15 protein-coding genes are annotated in these 16,007 nt (G+C 64.8%); 9 read left to right on the plus strand and 6 right to left on the minus strand.

Going from position 1 to position 16,007, the window contains the following annotated elements:
• Positions 1 to 132: 132 nt before the first annotated feature.
• The 3 genes from rpe to EH240_RS08070 all read left to right on the plus strand — a co-directional run bounded on the left by rpe (position 133) and on the right by EH240_RS08070 (position 3,410).
• Positions 133 to 810 carry a ribulose-phosphate 3-epimerase gene (gene rpe, locus EH240_RS08060; RefSeq protein ID WP_124996971.1) on the plus strand — a complete coding sequence of 226 codons (678 nt, stop codon included), beginning with the start codon at positions 133 to 135 and terminating at the stop codon, positions 808 to 810.
• Between the two features lie 247 nt (positions 811 to 1,057).
• Entirely contained in the window at positions 1,058 to 1,801 is a 744-nt protein-coding gene (locus EH240_RS08065; RefSeq protein ID WP_124996973.1) for a GntR family transcriptional regulator, read from the plus strand.
• 73 nt (positions 1,802 to 1,874) lie between these two features.
• A complete protein-coding gene (locus tag EH240_RS08070) occupies positions 1,875 to 3,410 on the plus strand; it encodes a malonate--CoA ligase (protein ID WP_124996975.1) in 1,536 nt (511 codons plus the stop codon).
• 200 nt (positions 3,411 to 3,610) lie between these two features.
• Here the strand turns inward: EH240_RS08070 and nagA are convergent, their stop codons facing one another.
• From nagA to EH240_RS08090, 4 genes are read right to left on the minus strand one after another with little or no spacing between them, the layout of a single operon-like run.
• Positions 3,611 to 4,771 carry an N-acetylglucosamine-6-phosphate deacetylase gene (gene nagA / locus EH240_RS08075; protein ID WP_124996977.1) on the minus strand — a complete coding sequence of 387 codons (1,161 nt, stop codon included), beginning with the start codon at positions 4,769 to 4,771 and terminating at the stop codon, positions 3,611 to 3,613.
• The gene (locus EH240_RS08080; RefSeq protein ID WP_124996979.1) at positions 4,768 to 5,799 is read right to left on the minus strand and encodes an SIS domain-containing protein; all 1,032 of its coding nucleotides are present in this window, start codon (positions 5,797 to 5,799) and stop codon (positions 4,768 to 4,770) included. The genes nagA and EH240_RS08080 overlap by 4 nt, the downstream gene beginning before the upstream one ends.
• A complete protein-coding gene (locus tag EH240_RS08085; protein ID WP_124996981.1) occupies positions 5,796 to 6,575 on the minus strand; it encodes a GntR family transcriptional regulator in 780 nt (259 codons plus the stop codon). Before EH240_RS08085 ends, EH240_RS08080 begins: the two co-directional genes overlap by 4 nt.
• Positions 6,572 to 7,453, minus strand: a complete 882-nt coding sequence (locus EH240_RS08090) for a glucosamine kinase nucleotide-binding domain-containing protein (RefSeq protein ID WP_124996983.1) — start codon at positions 7,451 to 7,453, stop codon at positions 6,572 to 6,574. Before EH240_RS08090 ends, EH240_RS08085 begins: the two co-directional genes overlap by 4 nt.
• Before the next feature lie 198 nt (positions 7,454 to 7,651).
• On the opposite strand from EH240_RS08090, the gene EH240_RS08095 reads away from it, so the two are divergent.
• The 6 genes from EH240_RS08095 to EH240_RS08120 all read left to right on the plus strand — a co-directional run bounded on the left by EH240_RS08095 (position 7,652) and on the right by EH240_RS08120 (position 13,945).
• Positions 7,652 to 8,560 (plus strand): N-acetylmuramic acid 6-phosphate etherase, encoded by a 909-nt coding sequence (locus EH240_RS08095; protein WP_124996985.1) that lies wholly within the window; start codon positions 7,652 to 7,654, stop codon positions 8,558 to 8,560.
• A gap of 49 nt (positions 8,561 to 8,609) precedes the next feature.
• The gene (locus tag EH240_RS08100; protein ID WP_124996987.1) at positions 8,610 to 9,869 is read left to right on the plus strand and encodes an ABC transporter substrate-binding protein; all 1,260 of its coding nucleotides are present in this window, start codon (positions 8,610 to 8,612) and stop codon (positions 9,867 to 9,869) included.
• Positions 9,870 to 10,092: 223 nt separating this feature from the next.
• Positions 10,093 to 11,022: a carbohydrate ABC transporter permease gene (locus tag EH240_RS08105; RefSeq protein WP_124996989.1), complete on the plus strand. Its 930-nt coding sequence runs from the start codon at positions 10,093 to 10,095 to the stop codon at positions 11,020 to 11,022.
• An 11-nt stretch (positions 11,023 to 11,033) separates the two neighbouring features.
• Positions 11,034 to 11,873: a carbohydrate ABC transporter permease gene (locus EH240_RS08110; protein ID WP_124996991.1), complete on the plus strand. Its 840-nt coding sequence runs from the start codon at positions 11,034 to 11,036 to the stop codon at positions 11,871 to 11,873.
• Positions 11,870 to 12,931 (plus strand): Gfo/Idh/MocA family oxidoreductase, encoded by a 1,062-nt coding sequence (locus tag EH240_RS08115; RefSeq protein WP_124996993.1) that lies wholly within the window; start codon positions 11,870 to 11,872, stop codon positions 12,929 to 12,931. Before EH240_RS08110 ends, EH240_RS08115 begins: the two co-directional genes overlap by 4 nt.
• Before the next feature lie 15 nt (positions 12,932 to 12,946).
• A complete protein-coding gene (locus EH240_RS08120; RefSeq protein ID WP_124996995.1) occupies positions 12,947 to 13,945 on the plus strand; it encodes an ABC transporter ATP-binding protein in 999 nt (332 codons plus the stop codon).
• Positions 13,946 to 14,152: 207 nt separating this feature from the next.
• On the opposite strand, the gene EH240_RS08125 is transcribed toward EH240_RS08120, so the two are convergent.
• Positions 14,153 to 14,998 carry a fumarylacetoacetate hydrolase family protein gene (locus EH240_RS08125; protein ID WP_124996997.1) on the minus strand — a complete coding sequence of 282 codons (846 nt, stop codon included), beginning with the start codon at positions 14,996 to 14,998 and terminating at the stop codon, positions 14,153 to 14,155.
• 226 nt (positions 14,999 to 15,224) lie between these two features.
• Positions 15,225 to 15,956, minus strand: coding sequence for an SDR family oxidoreductase (locus EH240_RS08130; RefSeq protein ID WP_124996999.1), 732 nt, complete (start codon positions 15,954 to 15,956; stop codon positions 15,225 to 15,227).
• Positions 15,957 to 16,007 lie beyond the last annotated feature (51 nt).

The following is a 16,007-nucleotide window of genomic DNA, read 5'->3' on the forward strand; positions in this document are numbered from 1 at the left end:
GAAAAAGGATTCACGCGACCTGCTTTAGGTCTTTGATTTTAAGCATGTCTTTGTCCCGAAACCGCTGCACACTTTCGGGAGACATGCTTTTGTCAGTCCTGACATTTGCGTGTCGAACTAAGGGGCAAGGCCGTGAGCAAGAAGACCCTGATCGCGCCATCGGTGCTGGCGTCGGATTTCTCGAAGCTCGGTGACGAGGTCGAGGCGGTCGCGGCCGCCGGCGCCGACTGGATCCACCTCGACGTGATGGACGGTCATTTCGTGCCCAACATCACTTTCGGCCCGCCGGTGGTCAAGGCGATCCGCAACCGGACCAAGGCCTTTTTCGACTGCCATCTGATGATCGCGCCGGCCGACCCCTATCTGGCGGCCTTCGCCGAGGCCGGCTGCGACGGCATGACCGTGCATGCCGAGGCCGGCCCGCATCTCGACCGTTCGCTGCAGACCATCAAGAGCCTCGGCAAGAAGGCCGGTGTCTCGCTCAACCCGGCGACGCCGGAAACGGCGATCGAATACGTGCTCGACCGGCTCGACCTCATACTGATCATGACTGTCAATCCCGGCTTTGGCGGCCAGGCGTTCATCCCGGCAATCGTCGACAAGGTGCGAAGGGTGAAGGCACTGATCGGCAACCGCCCGATCCGCATCGAGATCGACGGCGGCATCTCGCCGGAAACCGCGCCGCTGGTGACAGCCGCCGGCGCCGACGTGCTGGTGGCGGGCGCGGCCATCTTCAAGGGCGGCACAGTTGAAGCCTATTGGGCAAATATCGAGGCCATCCGCTCGGCAGCTGACAAGGCCGCCAATTGAACAGGCGTGCGCTTAATTTTCTAGGAGGAGTTGCACAATCACGCCTGCTGCCGAGCCGTCTTTCAATATATCAAGTTGCCTCTAAATGTCAGCTTTTCTGCGTAGACTTACTTAATCGATAAATATCCCGCCCCTGTGTTAAAGTCGAATATCGTCATCTTCCGCTTGAGGCTGTATGATACATGTACGGGAATTTGCTTCGCCGAGGGAGGCCCTGGCAAAACGGGGGCAAGCAAAAGGAGTTAGATTGACAGACGGGAGCGCCGATCCGGGCGAGGGCAAGGGTGCCAAGAGCACGCTGGCCAGTTCGGTCTACCACCAGCTCCGCGAGGACCTGCTGCGCGGGGCTCTGGGGATCGAGGGCAAGCTGCGCGTCGAATGGGTCGTCTCCCGCTATGGCGCCGGTGCCTCGCCGGTGCGCGAGGCGCTCAACCGCCTCGCCGCCGAGGGCCTGCTCGGCCGCCACGACCAGCGCGGCTTCTTCCTGATGCCGGTAAGCGCGGCGGAGCTGGAAGAGCTGACCCGCACGCGTTGCTGGCTGGAAGAACGCGCATTGCGCGAATCCATCGCCCATCGCACTGCGGAATGGGAGGAACAGCTGGTGCTGGCCCTGCACCGGCTGGCGCGCGCCGAGCGGCGCCAGCCCGACGACCCGGCGACCAACAATCCGGAATGGGAGAAGCTGCACCGCGCCTTCCATCGCGCGCTGATCTCGGCGTGCCGGTCGCATTGGCTGATCGGCTTCTGCGACCAACTGTCCGACCAGGCCTCCCGCTACCGGCTGATCTCGCAGCGCCTCCCCGGCTCCGAGCGCGACGACCTGGCCGAGCATCGGACGATTGCCGAGCGGACGCTGGACGGCGATGCCGACCGCGCGGTCGAAGCCTTGCTCAATCACTATCGGCTTACGGCCGAGATGTGCATGGCGCGCCTCAACCAGGACTCCGATGCGCGGGCTCGTGCGGGCAAGGCGTCGCGCGGCCGCAAATAGCTGCCCTAACTCTAGCTGGCTAGCGCGCAAACCTGATATTCGCTCTGGCGAGCATTGGACGCCAGAGGAAGACATGACCAACCACCTGTTCGACGCTTTCCGTGCCCGCATGCCGGCGCCCGGCCGGCCGCTGATGGAGACAGACGACGGACGGTCGATCTCCTATGGCGACATGCTTGCGCGGTCCGGGCAATATGCGCACGCGCTGGTGCAAGCGGGCGTCCAGCCCGGCGATCGCGTCGCCGTACAGGTCGAGAAGACGCCGGAAGCGGTGCTCCTCTATCTTGCCTGTCTGCGCGTCGGCGCCGTCTTCCTGCCGCTCAACACCGCCTACACGCTGCCGGAACTCGACTATTTCTTCCGTGACGCGGAACCGCGGCTCGTCGTCTGCGATCCGGAAAAGGCACCCGCCATCCAACCGCTTGCCGCGTCTGCGGGCGCCGCGACGCTGACGCTTGGCCGCGACGGGCAGGGCACGCTTGCGGATCGCGCGGCGTTGCAGCCGACGGATTTCAACGATGCCCCGCGCGGGCCCGACGATCTCGCCGCCATCCTCTACACCTCCGGCACGACGGGCCGCTCCAAGGGCGCCATGCTCAGCCATGAGAACCTCGCCTCCAACGCGCGCGTGCTGGTCGAGCACTGGCGTTTCGGCGCCGACGACGTGCTGATCCACGCGCTGCCGATCTTCCACACGCATGGCCTGTTCGTCGCCACCAACGTCATCCTGATGTCCGGCGCCAAGATGCTGTTCGAGACGAAGTTCGACCCGAGTCGTGTCATTTCGCTCTTACCTCGCGCGACGGCGCTGATGGGCGTGCCGACCTTCTATGTGCGGCTTTTGCAGCAGGACGGCCTGACGAAGGATGCGACCAAGACGATGCGACTGTTCATCTCCGGCTCGGCGCCGCTGCTTGCCGAGACGCACAATGCGTGGCGTGAGCGCACCGGCCACGCCATCCTCGAACGCTACGGCATGACCGAAACCAACATGAACACCTCCAACCCCTATGACGGCGAGCGGCGAGCCGGCACGGTCGGCTTTCCCCTGCCCGGCGTATCGCTGCGCATCGCCGACCCCGAAAGCGGCAAACCGCTTGCCCAGGGCGAGATCGGCATGATCGAGGTGAAGGGACCGAACGTCTTTGCCGGCTATTGGCGCATGCCGGAGAAGACCAAGGCCGAGTTCCGCGGCGACGGTTTTTTCATCACCGCCGATCTCGGCCTGATCGACGCCGACGGCTATGTCCACATCGTCGGACGCGGCAAAGATCTGATCATCTCGGGCGGCTTCAACGTCTATCCGAAAGAGATCGAGAGCGAGATCGACGCGCTCGCCGGTGTGAGCGAAAGCGCGGTGATCGGCGTCGCGCATCCGGATTTCGGCGAAGGCGTCACCGCTATCGTGGTGCGCAAGCCGGGATCGTCGATCAACGCCGCCGATATTGCCGGCGCCATCGCCGGGCGGCTGGCGAAGTACAAGCATCCGAAGCAGGTGATCTTCGTCGACGAATTGCCGCGCAACACGATGGGCAAGGTGCAGAAGAATGTTTTGCGCGAGCGCTACAGGGATATCTATGCGACAAACATCGCAGGCTGCGGAGATTAGCCGAAATGTCCCTCCCATCGTCATCCTATGGCGGAGCAAGGAGCGAAGCGACGCGGCGCAGACCATAGGATCCATGCCGTGACTTCGAAGTGTTGCTACGGTGCAGAATTCTGCTCCGCTGCATTCTTCGGCTGAGGTCACGGCATGGATCCTTGGGTCTTCGCTCCGCTACGCCCAAGGATGACGAAACCCGGAAAGGCTCAGGCTCCAAACACCTTCTCACCGCCGATCCAGACGTTCTTCACATCCAGATCATCCGACAGGCCGACGATGTCGGCGGCGGTGCCGTTGGCGAAGCGGCCGAGCCGGTGCGCCTGGCGGATCGCTTGCGCCGGGTAGAGCGAGGCCATGCGCAGGGCTTCGTCGAGATCGAGCCCGACGACGCGATGGATAAAGCGGACCGCGGAAATCATGTCGAGGTCGGCGCCGGCCAGCGTGCCGTCGGCAAGCCGCAGACTCCCGTCCTTGCGATAGATGGTGCGGCCGTTGAGGGTGAAGGACGTCATGTCGGTGCCGATCGTCGCCATGGCGTCGGTGACGAGCAGGATCTTGCCCGGGCCCTTCTTGGCGCGCAGTGCAAGCTGCATCGTGCCGGGATGGACGTGGATGCCGTCGGCGATGATGCCGGCGTAGAACCCACCCGTGTCGATGGCCGCCCCGGCCAGTCCCGGCTCGCGATTGCCGATCTGGCTCATGGCGTTGAAGAGGTGCGTGACGACGGTGGCGCCGGCCTCGGCGAAGGCGGCTGCTGTGGCATAGGCGGTGTCGGAGTGGCCTAGGCTGACGATTATGCCGGCCTTGGCCAGCGCGGTGACGCGAGCAGGCTCGACGGATTCCGGCGCAATCGTGGTGAGCAGCACCGGCAAGTTCCGGCGCGCGGCGATCAGCGTCGCCTCATCGGCGTCGGTCATCGGCCGGATCAGCGCCGGATCATGCGCGCCCTTGCGCGCGACCGACAGATGCGGGCCTTCGAGATGTAGTCCGAGAAAACCCGACGCTTTTTTTCTTGCAGCCTCCGTGCCGGCGGCAACGGCCGCGGCGGTGATCGCCGGCGTGTCGGTGATCAGCGTCGGCAGCAGCGCCGTGGTGCCGAAAGGCGCGTGCGCCCGGCAGATGGTCTCGATCGAGGCGACATCGGGGTGGTCGTTGAGCATGACGCCGCCGCCGCCATTGACCTGGATGTCGACGAAGCCGGGAACCAGCAGGCCGCCGCCGGTCTCGACCCGGGCTACGCCCGATGGAATGGCGCCGGCGGGCGCTGTGGCCTCGACAAGGCCGTCCTTGACGACGAGAGCCGCATCGTCGTGCCAGTCGGCGCCGTCGAAGATGCGGGCACCGGTGAGGGCGAAACGGTCGCTCATACGGTTTCCGTCACCTTGCGCAAATTGCGCGGCGCATCCGGATCGAGGCCGCGATGGCGGGCGAAGGCCTCGACGAAGCCGTAGAAGGACACGATCAGCGGCAGCGGATCGGTCAGCGGATGGCCGGTCGCGACATGAGGCAGCAGCCTGGCGCTCTTGGACTTGTCGGAGGTGGCGAAAGCGGCCGCGCCCTTGGCCGCCACGCTGTCGGCGGCCTCAGCCACCGAGGGCTCGGAAGCGTCGCGGGCGGCGAGCGCCAGGACCGGGAAGCCCGGCCCGACCAGCGCCAGCGGCCCGTGCATGACTTCCGCGGCGCTGTAGGCCTCGGCATGCATGGCGCAGGTCTCCTTGAACTTCAACGCCGCCTCGCTGGCGATGGCGAAGGACGGGCCACGGCCGAGGATGAACAGCGAGCGGGGCGTTTCGAGCGCCGCGGCGAGCGCCATCCAGTCGCAGGCGATGGCCTTGTCGAAGTGCTCGGGCAGGCGGGCGAGCGCGGCAAGCAGCGCCTCATCGCCGGTGCTGTGCGCCATCAGCGCCAGGGCAGCGACCGCCGAATTGACGAAAGTCTTGGTGGCCGCGACGCTGCGCTCCGGACCGGCAAGAATGTCGATGGCGTAGTCCGAGGCGCGCGCCAGCGGCGAGTCGGCCGTGTTGGTGATGGCGACGGTGAGCGCTCCGCCGGCCCGCGCCGTTTCGGCCATGGTGACGATGTCGGGGCTTTTGCCCGACTGCGAGATGGCGAGACAAGCCGAGCCGCGCAGCCTCAGCTTTGCCCCGTAGATGGAAGCGATGGACGGTCCCACGGAAGCGACCGCAAGGCCGGCGGTCAGCTCGACGGCATATTTCATGAAGGTGGCGGCGTGGTCGGACGAGCCGCGCGCCACGGTGACGACGAAATGCGGATCGCGCTCGCGAAGGCCGCGACCGGCCTCGGCCAGCACCTTGGCCGAACCATCCAGCAGGCGGGCGGTGGCCTGCGGGATCTCCTCGATCTCGCGCCGCATATGGGTGGTGGTTGCGCTCATGGCCGGATCTCCTCTCCCGGCCCGGTCAGCCGGAGTTCCGCGACGAAGTCATAGGCGTCGCCCCTGTAGATCGAACGAGTGAACTCGATCACCTTGCCGCTCGCCAGATAGGAAATGCGCTCGATATGCAGCCCCGCAACCCCCGGCGCCACTTCCAGCAGGCGCGCGTCGGAGTCGCCGAGATTGGCGGCCGAGATGCGCTGCACCGCCCGCACAGGGCGGTTGCCGGTCAGTTCCAGCGCCGCGTAGAGCGAGGAGCCGATCGCCTCGGGGTCGGGAAGCACGCTCGCCGAAATAGCCGCGCGCTCGATCGCCAGTGGCGTATCGTTGGCGATGCGCAGGCGCGCCACGCGCGCCACCAGCTCGCTCGACGACAGGCCGAGCACCATCATCTCGTCCGGCGAGGGCGCATAGAGGCCGCGGTCGAGCCAGGCCGAGCGCACGACCATGCCGCGCCGCGCCATGTCTTCGGTGAAGGAGGTGAGTCTCGACAGAGACTGCTCGACGCGCTCCATGCGCGGCGCGACGAAGGTGCCGGAGCCGTGGCGCTGGATGAGGACGCCGCCCTTGACCAGATCCTGCACCGCCTTGCGCACGGTGACGCGCGAGATATCGGCCTTGCTGGCGATGTCGCGCTCGGACGGCAGCGCGTCGCCCGGACCGATCAGGCCGCGATTGACCGCTTCCTCGATGCTCTTTCTCAGCTGCAAATAGAGCGGCGCGCCGCTTTGCGAGGATTCCTTCAGCATGGCGAATATCTGGTCGGCGGCGCTCATCGGGCAACCCCCGGTTTGCCGGCGAAGATGCGGACGGCCATCTGCACTGCGCCGCCAAGCGCGTCATCGAGCGGGGCTTTCAGCAGCGCCCGGTAGCGTGCCGACAGGCGCGGCGCATAGAGCGGCGCCAGCCCGCCGAGCAGGCAGAGTGGCGCATCGTCAGTGAGATCGAGCGCGCCGAGAGAAGCCTCGACATCGGCAACCGCCTTGTCGAGGATCCAGTTGGCGACGGGATCGCCCTTGGCGGCATGCTCGAAGACCTTTGGCGCGAAGCCGCCGAAGTCGCCGGGCTTGGCGTTGGTGGTGAATTCGACCACGTCTTCCGGATTGTTGCGGAACACGGCAAGCATCGCATCCGTCAGCGGCGAACCGGGGCGGATGCCGTCATAGGCGAGCAGCGTCTGCTCGAGCAGATCGCGGCCGATGCGGGCGCCGCTGCCCTGGTCGCCGACCTGGAAGCCCCAGCCGCCGATGGCGCGCGACTTGCCCGCTTTGCGCGCCATATAGGCGGTGCCGGTGCCGAGGATGGCCATGGCGCCGTCGCCGGAGCCGACCGCGCCTTCGAGCGCGATCTCGGCATCGGTCTCGACGCGGCTTTTGCTGAAGGGCAGGATCGCCTCCAACTGCTGCCTGTAGGTGCCGACATTGGCGCCGGCGAGGCCGAGAATGGCAGGTGTCTCCGGGATCAGTTCCGGATCCTGGCCGGCGGCCACGAAAGCCTGCCTGGCCGCCTCGACGATGTTTGCGCGCGCGCCGGTGAGATCGGTGCGGATATTGGCCGCGCCGCTTTTGGCGCGGCCGACGACAGCGCCGTCGACGGTCGCAAGGGCCGCCCTGCAGCTGGTCCCGCCGCCATCGATGCCAAGCACGAATTTCACGCGATTTCTCCTCGTGGCGAATAATACCAATAAAATACCAATAGCCAAGCGTTAATTTCGGTTCAAAAAGATTAAGGCGCATTTTATTGAAAAATCGGGGAAATCTTCCGGTAGGACAACCCGGAGACACGAAAAGCGTTAATGGATGTGGACAAGTGGTATTTTTTTGGTATTGTTCCCTCAGTTGGAGGACGTTGGATGGCCGAGACGCGCACGGAAGCGCTTCATCAGAACGCCGAGGGGCTGGATGTCCAGGCCCCGGCCGCCATCCTTTCATTCCTCGCCAACGCCCAGATCGAGGCCGCCAAGGCCGTGCACGGCGCCATTCCGGCGATCGCCGAAGCCGCCGAGCTCATCGCGAGACAATTGAAGAGTGGCGGCAGGCTTGCTTACGCGGCCGCCGGCAGTTCCGGCCTGATGGCGGTGGCCGACGCGCTGGAGTTGCCCGGCACGTTCGGCATCGCGCGCGACCGGATCGCCATCCTGATCGCCGGCGGCGACGAGGCGTTCCGCACGCTTGCCGGCGGCCCGGAAGACGATACCGAGGAAGCCGCGGCGGCCGTCGCAAATGCCAATATCGGCAAGGGCGATTGCCTGATCGCCATCTCCGCCAGCGGCTCGACGCCCTACGCCGTCCAAGCCATCGGCGATGCGCGGCGGCGGGGCGCGGCAACCGTCGCGATCGCCAACAACAAGGGCGCGCCGCTGTTTGAGCAGGCCGACGTCGCCATCCTGCTCGAAACGCCGCCGGAGCTGATCGCCGGCTCGACGCGCATGGGCGCCGGCACCGCGCAGAAGATCGCGCTCAACATGCTTTCGACGCTCACCGCCATCCATCTCGGCCATGTGCATGACGGCTACATGGTCAACCTCACCGCCGACAACATCAAGCTGCGCGACCGCGCGGTGCGCATGGTCTCCGCCATCACCGGGCGGAGCCGGGATGAGGCGGCGCGGCTGCTCGAAGAGAGCGGCGGTGTCGTCAAGACTGCCATTCTGCTCGCCGCAGGTGCTGCCAACGCCGACGCGGCCGAGAAGATACTGGAAGGAACCGGCCAGAAGCTCAGGCCGGCGCTTTCCGCGATCGAGGGGAGCAAGCGGCGCTAGCCACTGTTCTCAGAACCGAACCTGAAAAAGGTCAACAGGGAGACTGAACATGACGACCAAACTACTGACGGCCCTTCTCATCGGCACGAGCATCCTCGGAACCACCGGGATTGCGCTGGCCGAAGACGTCACGCTCAATATCGAGAGCTGGCGCGGCGACGACCTCACCATCTGGAAGGACAAGCTGATCCCGGCCTTCGAGGCCAAGAACCCCGGCATCAAGGTGGTGTTCGCGCCGTCGGCGCCGACCGAGTATGACGCCGCACTCGGCGCCAAGCTCAGCGCCGGCTCGGCAGGCGACCTGATCACCTGCCGGCCGTTCGACAAGTCGCTGGAGCTGTTCAAGAAGGGCAACCTCGCCGACCTCTCCTCGCTGCCCGGCATGGACAACTTCTCGCCCGTCGCCAAGGCCGCCTGGCAGACCGACGACGGCAAGTCGAGCTTCTGCGTGCCGATGGCCTCGGTCATCCACGGCTTCATCTATAACAAGGACGCCTTCGACAAGCTCGGCCTCAAGGTGCCGACGACGAATGAAGAGTTCTACGCCGTGCTCGACAAGATCAAGGCGGACGGCACCTACATTCCGATGGCGATGGGCACCAAGGACCTCTGGGAAGCCGCGACCATGGGCTACCAGAATATCGGCCCGAACTACTGGAAGGGCGAGGAAGGCCGCCTGGCATTGATCAAGGGCGAGCAGAAGCTGACCGATCCCCAGTGGGTCGAACCCTACAAGGAACTGGCCAAGTGGAAGCCCTATCTCGGCGACGGCTTCGAGGCGCAGACCTATCCCGACAGCCAGAACCTGTTCACGCTTGGCCGCGCCGCCATCTACCCGGCCGGCTCGTGGGAGATCGGCCTGTTCAACACCCAGGCGCAGTTCAAGATGGGCGCCTTCCCGCCGCCGGTCCAGAAGGCCGGCGACACCTGCTACATCTCCGACCATACCGATATCGGCATGGGCCTGAACGCGGCATCGAAGCATCCGGAAGAGGCCAAGAAGTTCCTGTCCTGGGTCGCCTCGCCCGACTTCGCCACCATCTACGCCAACGCGCTGCCGGGCTTCTTCAGCTTGAACAACACGCCGGTGAAGATGGAAGACCCGCTGGCGCAGGAATTCGTCTCCTGGCGCGGCAAGTGCAAGTCGACGATCCGCTCGACTTACCAGATCCTGTCGCGCGGCACGCCGAACCTCGAGAACGAGACCTGGGTTGAATCGGCCAACGTGATCAACGGCACCGACACGCCGGAAGCCGCGGCCAAGAAGCTGCAGGACGGCCTCGACAGCTGGTACAAGCCGGCGAAGTAATCTTCAGCCAATCGAACCGGCCGGGCGCTGCCCGGCCGGCATTCGGACAGATTAGATAGCGATTGTCGGCGCCGCCTCTCGGTCTTACCCTCACCTTGCGGGGAAGACGAAGCCTGACTGTCGCGGGCTTGTCCTCTCCATGGTGGGGACAACCAGGCCGTGCATCGAGGCATCAGCTAAGCATCGTCGACCTGGAACCGAGAGACGGCGGAGACCCGAACTCATGGCCGCACAAACACGACCCAAGAAACCGATCCGCTGGCATATCGGCGTCTTCCTGGCGCCAGCGGTGCTCGTCTACACGGCAATCATGATCCTGCCGCTCGCCGGCACGTTGCAGCTTTCGCTGTTCCGCAACATCGAGCAGTCCCAGGTGTTCGTCGGGCTGAGCAATTTCCGCACGCTGTTCGGCGACCCCAACTGGTCGGTGAACTTCTGGAACGCGCTGCGGAACAATGTCTGGTTCTTCATCATCCACATGCTGGTGCAGAACCCGATCGGCGTCCTGCTGGCGGCGCTTCTGTCCAGCCCCCGGCTGCGCTTCGCCGCCTTCTACCGCACGGCGATCTTCGTGCCAACGATCCTGTCCTTCGTCATCGTCGGCTTTGCCTGGAAGCTGATCCTGTCGCCGATCTGGGGCGTGGCGCCGCATCTCATGGATTTCGTCGGTCTGAAGAGCCTGTTCACGCCGTGGCTCGGCAAGGAACAGTACGCGCTCACCGCGCTCAGCCTGGTCTCGGTCTGGCAGTTCGTCGGCATTCCGATGATGCTGATCTATGCAGCACTGCTGTCGATCCCCGATGAGGTGATCGAAGCGGCAGAATGCGACGGCATCACCGGCATGGCGCAGTTCTGGAAGATCAAGCTGCCGCTGATCCTGCCTTCGATCGGCATCATCTCGATCCTGACCTTCGTCGGCAATTTCAATGCCTTCGACCTGATCTACACGGCGCAAGGCGCGCTCGCCGGTCCGAACTATTCGACTGACATCCTCGGCACCTTCCTCTACCGCGCCTTCTTCGGCTTCCAGCTGCAGGTCGGCGACCCCAACATGGGCGCGGCGATCGCCACGATGATGTTCCTGATCATCCTGGCAGGCGTTTGCGTCTACCTGTTCCTCGTCCAGACGCGCCTGCGTCGCTATCAGTTCTGAGGGGGCGACAGATGAGCACAGCAACCCATTCGCTTCCCCGCACCATCGGCGCCCACGCGGTTCTTTTGACCTATACGGCGATCGCGCTGTTCCCGGTGATCCTGGTGATCATGAACTCGTTCAAATCCCGCGCCGGCATCTTCGGCGCTCCGCTGACGCCGCCGACGCCGAAGACCTTCGACCTGATCGGCTACACCACGGTGATCGGCCAGGGCGATTTCATCCATTATTTCCAGAACAGCCTCGTCGTCACCGTCGCCTCGCTGTTCTTCGTGCTTCTGTTCGGCGCGATGGCCGCGTTCGCGCTGTCGGAGTATCGCTTCCGCGGCAACACGATGATGGGGCTCTATCTGGCGCTCGGCATCATGATCCCGATCCGCCTCGGCACAGTCGCCATCCTGCAGCTGATGGTGGCGAGCGGTCTGGTCAACACGCTGACGGCGCTGATCCTGGTCTACACCGCGCAGGGGCTGCCGCTCGCCGTCTTCATCCTGTCGGAATTCATGAAGCAGGTCTCGGACGACCTGAAGAACGCCGGCCGCATCGACGGCCTGTCCGAATACACGATCTTCTTTAGGCTGGTGCTGCCGCTGGTGCGCCCGTCGATGGCGACCGTTGCCGTCTTCACCATGATCCCGATCTGGAACGATCTGTGGTTCCCGCTGATCCTGGCTCCATCCGAAGAGACCAAGACGGTGACGCTCGGCGCGCAGCTCTTCCTCGGCCAGTTCGTCACCAACTGGAACGCGATCCTGGCGGCGCTGTCGCTGGCGATCCTGCCGGTGCTGATCCTCTACGTCATCTTCTCGCGGCAGCTGATCCGCGGCATCACCTCCGGAGCCGTAAAGTGAGTTCAGAGAAGCCTCTTCGCGTCGTCGTTACAGGGCTCGGCAATATGGGCCGCAGCCATGCGCTCGCCTACCACACCAATCCGGGCTTCGAGATCGCGGCGCTCGTCAACCGCTCGGACGTGCCGCTGCCGGGCGGGCTTGCCGGTTACGGCATCAGGCGGTCCTTCGAGGACGCGCTGCGTGACGAGAAGCCGGATGTGGCTGCGATCGCGACTTACTCCGACAGCCACGCCGATTATGCGGTGCGGGCCTTCGAGGCGGGCTGCCATGTCTTCGTCGAGAAGCCGCTGGCAACGACGGTGGCGGATGCCAGGCGCGTCGTCGACGCCGCCAAGGCCAACGGCAAAAAACTGGTGATCGGCTACATCCTGCGCCACCACCCGTCCTGGATGCGGCTGATCGCCGAGGCGCGCAAGCTCGGCGGTCCATACGTCTTCCGCATGAATCTCAACCAGCAGTCCTCCGGCCATAGCTGGGAGACGCACAAGCAGCTGATGCGGACGACCTCGCCGATCGTCGACTGCGGCGTGCACTATCTCGACGTGATGCTGCAGATCACCGACGCCAGGCCGGTCGAAGTGCGCGGCATGGGAGTCAGGCTGACCGACGAAGTCGCGCCGCCGATGTACAATTACGGCCATCTGCAGGTGCTGTTCGATGACGGTTCCGTCGGCTGGTACGAAGCCGGCTGGGGTCCGATGATTTCGGAGACCGCCTACTTCGTGAAGGACGTCATCTCGCCCAAGGGGTGCGTGTCGATCGTCATGAAGGAGGGCGTGAAGTCCGACGACATCGACACCCATACAAAAACCTCGACCATCCGCCTGCATAGTGCGGCGACCGATCCGGACGGCAAGTTCGCCAAGCAGGATGAGCTGTTGTCGATGGAAGGCGAGCCGGGACACCAGGAACTCTGCGACCTCGAACAGGCCTTCCTGCTCAAGGCCATCCGCGAAGACATCGATCTCACCCGCCACATGGACGACGCCGTGAGATCGCTCGCCGTCTGCCTTGCCGCCGACGAGAGCGTGCGCACCTGCGCTCCGATCAAACTCTAGAACAAGGACGAAGCCGTGGGCTCGCTGAACATCGAGAATGTGAAGAAGGCCTTCGGGCCGGTCGAGGTGCTCAAGGGCATCGACCTCGAGGTCGTTGACGGCGAGTTCGTCGTCTTCGTCGGGCCGTCCGGCTGCGGGAAGTCGACGCTGCTGCGCGTGATTGCCGGGCTGGAAGATTCGACCTCCGGCCGCGTGCTGATCGACGGCGACGACGTCTCCGTCACACCACCCGCGAAACGCGGTATCGCCATGGTGTTCCAGACCTATGCGCTCTATCCGCATCTGACGGTGAAGAACAATATGGGCCTCGGCCTGAAGCAGGCGGGCACGCCGGCCACCGAGATCGAGCGCCGCATCAAGATCGCGTCGGCCATGCTGTCGCTCGAGCCGTATCTCGAGCGGCGACCGGCCGAGCTCTCGGGCGGGCAACGCCAGCGCGTCGCCATCGGCCGCGCCGTGGTGCGCGAACCAAAGCTGTTCCTCTTCGACGAGCCGCTGTCGAACCTCGATGCGGCGCTGCGCGTCAACACCAGGCTGGAGATCGCGCAGCTGCACCGGCGGCTGAAGGCGACGATGATCTACGTCACCCACGACCAGGTCGAGGCGATGACGCTGGCCGACAAGATCGTCGTGCTCAATGCCGGCAAAATCGAGCAGATCGGCAGCCCGATGGAGCTCTACAATTCGCCGGCCAACGAATTCGTCGCCGGCTTCATCGGCTCGCCGAAGATGAACTTCATCGACAGCGCCAAGCTGGGCGAGACGGCCAAGACCATCGGCGTGCGGCCGGAACATCTGACCGTCGACGCGAAATCCGGCGCCTGGAAAGGCACGGTGGTGCACGCCGAGCATCTCGGCGCCGACACCAATCTCTATCTCGACTGCGAGAAGGCCGGGCTGCTCACGGTGCGCATCTTCGGCGTCTACAACGCCGAGCCGGGGGCCACGCTCTTTGCGACGCCGGATCCGGCGAAGACGTACCGGTTCGGGGCGGATGGGAGAGTGTTGAAATAAGCGCCGGCCTCTCCTTCTCCCCTTGTGGGAGAAGGTGGATCGGCGCGCAGCGCCGAGACGGATGAGGGGTGGGCGACGGAGCGCGGCGCTAAAAGATTTTAAGAATTTGAAGCACATAGTTCTCCAACGCGGAGATCCTTCCAACACCCCTCATCCGGCCGCTTCGCGGCCACCTTCTCCCACATGGGGAGAAGGGAAGAGCTGCGCCTACTCGTCCGCCCTGAACGTCTGTTTCTGCTGGCCCATGCCTTCGATGCCGAGCTCGACGACGTCGCCGGGCTTCAGGAACAGCGGCGGCTTCATGCCCAGCCCGACGCCGGGCGGGGTGCCGGTGGAGATGATGTCGCCGGGATGCAGCGACATGAACTGGCTGAGGTAGGAGACCAGATATTTGACGCCGAAGACCATGGTCCTGGTCGAGCCGTTCTGCATGGTCTTGCCGTTGACGCTCAGCCACATACCGAGGTTCTGCGGGTCCTCAATTTCGTCCTTGGTCACCAGCCACGGGCCGATCGGGCCAAAGGTGTCGCAAGACTTGCCCTTGGTCCACTGGCCTTGGCGCTCGGCCTGGAAGGCGCGCTCGGACACGTCGTGCGCGACGCAATAGCCGGCAACATAATCCAGCGCCTCGGCCTCGCTGACATACTTCGCCGTCTTGCCGATGACGACGCCGAGCTCGACTTCCCAGTCGGTCTTGACCGAGCCGCGCGGGATCAGCACGTCGTCGTCCGGCCCGACGATCGCCGAGCTTGCCTTCATGAAGATGATCGGCTCCGGCGGCACGGTGGCGCCGGTCTCGGCGGCGTGGTCGGAATAGTTGAGGCCGATGCAGATGAATTTGCCGGTGCCGGCGACGCAGGCGCCCAGGCGCGGCTTGCCGGAAACCGCCGGCAGCGATCTCGGATCGAGCTTCGACAGCATATCCAGCGACGCCGGATGCAGCGCGGTGCCGGCGATGTCGGCGACATAGGCCGAAAGGTCGCGGATCGTCCCATCCTGATCGAGCAGGCCGGGACGTTCGCTCCCCACCTCGCCATAGCGCAGCAACTTCATCTTTGTTCTCCTACCTGCGGCCCAAGGCCGTTTAGCAAAATTCTTCGCTCAAGGCGACGCCTGTCGCGAAATCGGGCGGACCGTAGCCAGCGACCTTGTGCCCGGCAAGCACAGACACCGCGCAAGCGGTCGGGGGCCAAGATTTTTCAGACTTGTCGATGCTTCCGATAACGCGGAGGCCCGATTCGATCTTCCTATTGGCTCACCATCTATTGCGTACCGGCAGTCAGATCGACCAGCCGCCGTCGATATTGTAGGCCTGACCCGACGTGTAGGTCGCTCCCGCCAGATAGACGGCGAGATCGGCGATTTCCTCGGGCGTGCCCAGCCGACCCATCGGCTGGCGGGCGATGAAGGCCGCGCGGGCCGCTTCATAATCGCCCTCGGCATGCATGCGATCCTGCAGCGACGGGCTCTCGACGGTGCCCGGGCAGATGGCGTTGCAGCGGATTCCTCTAGCGACATAATCGGCGGCGACCGCCTTGGTGAGGCCGATGACGGCCGCCTTGGTCAGACCGTAGACGAAGCGGTTCGGCACACCCTTCTGCGAGCTCGCCAGCGACGCCATGTTGATGATCGAACCATCGCCGCGTTCCAGCATGCCGGGCAGCACGGCGCGGATGGTGCGGATCATCGAGCGGACATTGAGGTTCAACGCGAAGTCGAGATCGGCATCGGTCATTTCCAGGATCGAGCCGGAATGGACGAAGCCGGCGCAGTTGAACAGCACATCGACCGGGCCGATCTCGGCGAAGGCCGATGCGACGGCCGCGTCATTGAGCACGTCGAGCCTGCGGGTCTTGATGCCGGAAGTCTTGGCGAGCTCGGCCAAAAGCAGCTCGTTGATGTCGGTGGCATGCACGGTGGCACCCGCCTTGGCGAAAGCGAGCGCGCTCGCCCGGCCGATGCCTTGCGCCGCCGCGGTGACGACGACCACCTTGCCTGCCAGATCCGCCATTCTTTCCTCCTGGTGTCGCAAGCTTTCTTACTGGCGGCCGGACGGGATGCA

Origin of the sequence: Mesorhizobium tamadayense (assembly GCF_003863365.1) — a bacterium.
GTDB classification, from domain to species: Bacteria; Pseudomonadota; Alphaproteobacteria; order Rhizobiales; family Rhizobiaceae; genus Mesorhizobium; species Mesorhizobium tamadayense.

Bases quoted from the DNA above. Each gene is read 5' to 3' on its own strand.
- EH240_RS08110 (WP_124996991.1), top strand. From the start codon at position 11,034: ATGAGCACAGCAACCCATTCGCTTCCCCGCACCATCGGCGCCCACGCG.
- EH240_RS08105 (WP_124996989.1), top strand. From the start codon at position 10,093: ATGGCCGCACAAACACGACCCAAGAAACCGATCCGCTGGCATATCGGC.
- EH240_RS08100 (WP_124996987.1), top strand. From the start codon at position 8,610: ATGACGACCAAACTACTGACGGCCCTTCTCATCGGCACGAGCATCCTC.
- EH240_RS08130 (WP_124996999.1), bottom strand. From the start codon at position 15,956: ATGGCGGATCTGGCAGGCAAGGTGGTCGTCGTCACCGCGGCGGCGCAA.
- EH240_RS08070 (WP_124996975.1), top strand. From the start codon at position 1,875: ATGACCAACCACCTGTTCGACGCTTTCCGTGCCCGCATGCCGGCGCCC.
- nagA (WP_124996977.1), bottom strand. From the start codon at position 4,771: ATGAGCGACCGTTTCGCCCTCACCGGTGCCCGCATCTTCGACGGCGCC.
- EH240_RS08085 (WP_124996981.1), bottom strand. From the start codon at position 6,575: ATGAGCGCCGCCGACCAGATATTCGCCATGCTGAAGGAATCCTCGCAA.
- EH240_RS08125 (WP_124996997.1), bottom strand. From the start codon at position 14,998: ATGAAGTTGCTGCGCTATGGCGAGGTGGGGAGCGAACGTCCCGGCCTG.
- EH240_RS08080 (WP_124996979.1), bottom strand. From the start codon at position 5,799: ATGAGCGCAACCACCACCCATATGCGGCGCGAGATCGAGGAGATCCCG.
- EH240_RS08095 (WP_124996985.1), top strand. From the start codon at position 7,652: ATGGCCGAGACGCGCACGGAAGCGCTTCATCAGAACGCCGAGGGGCTG.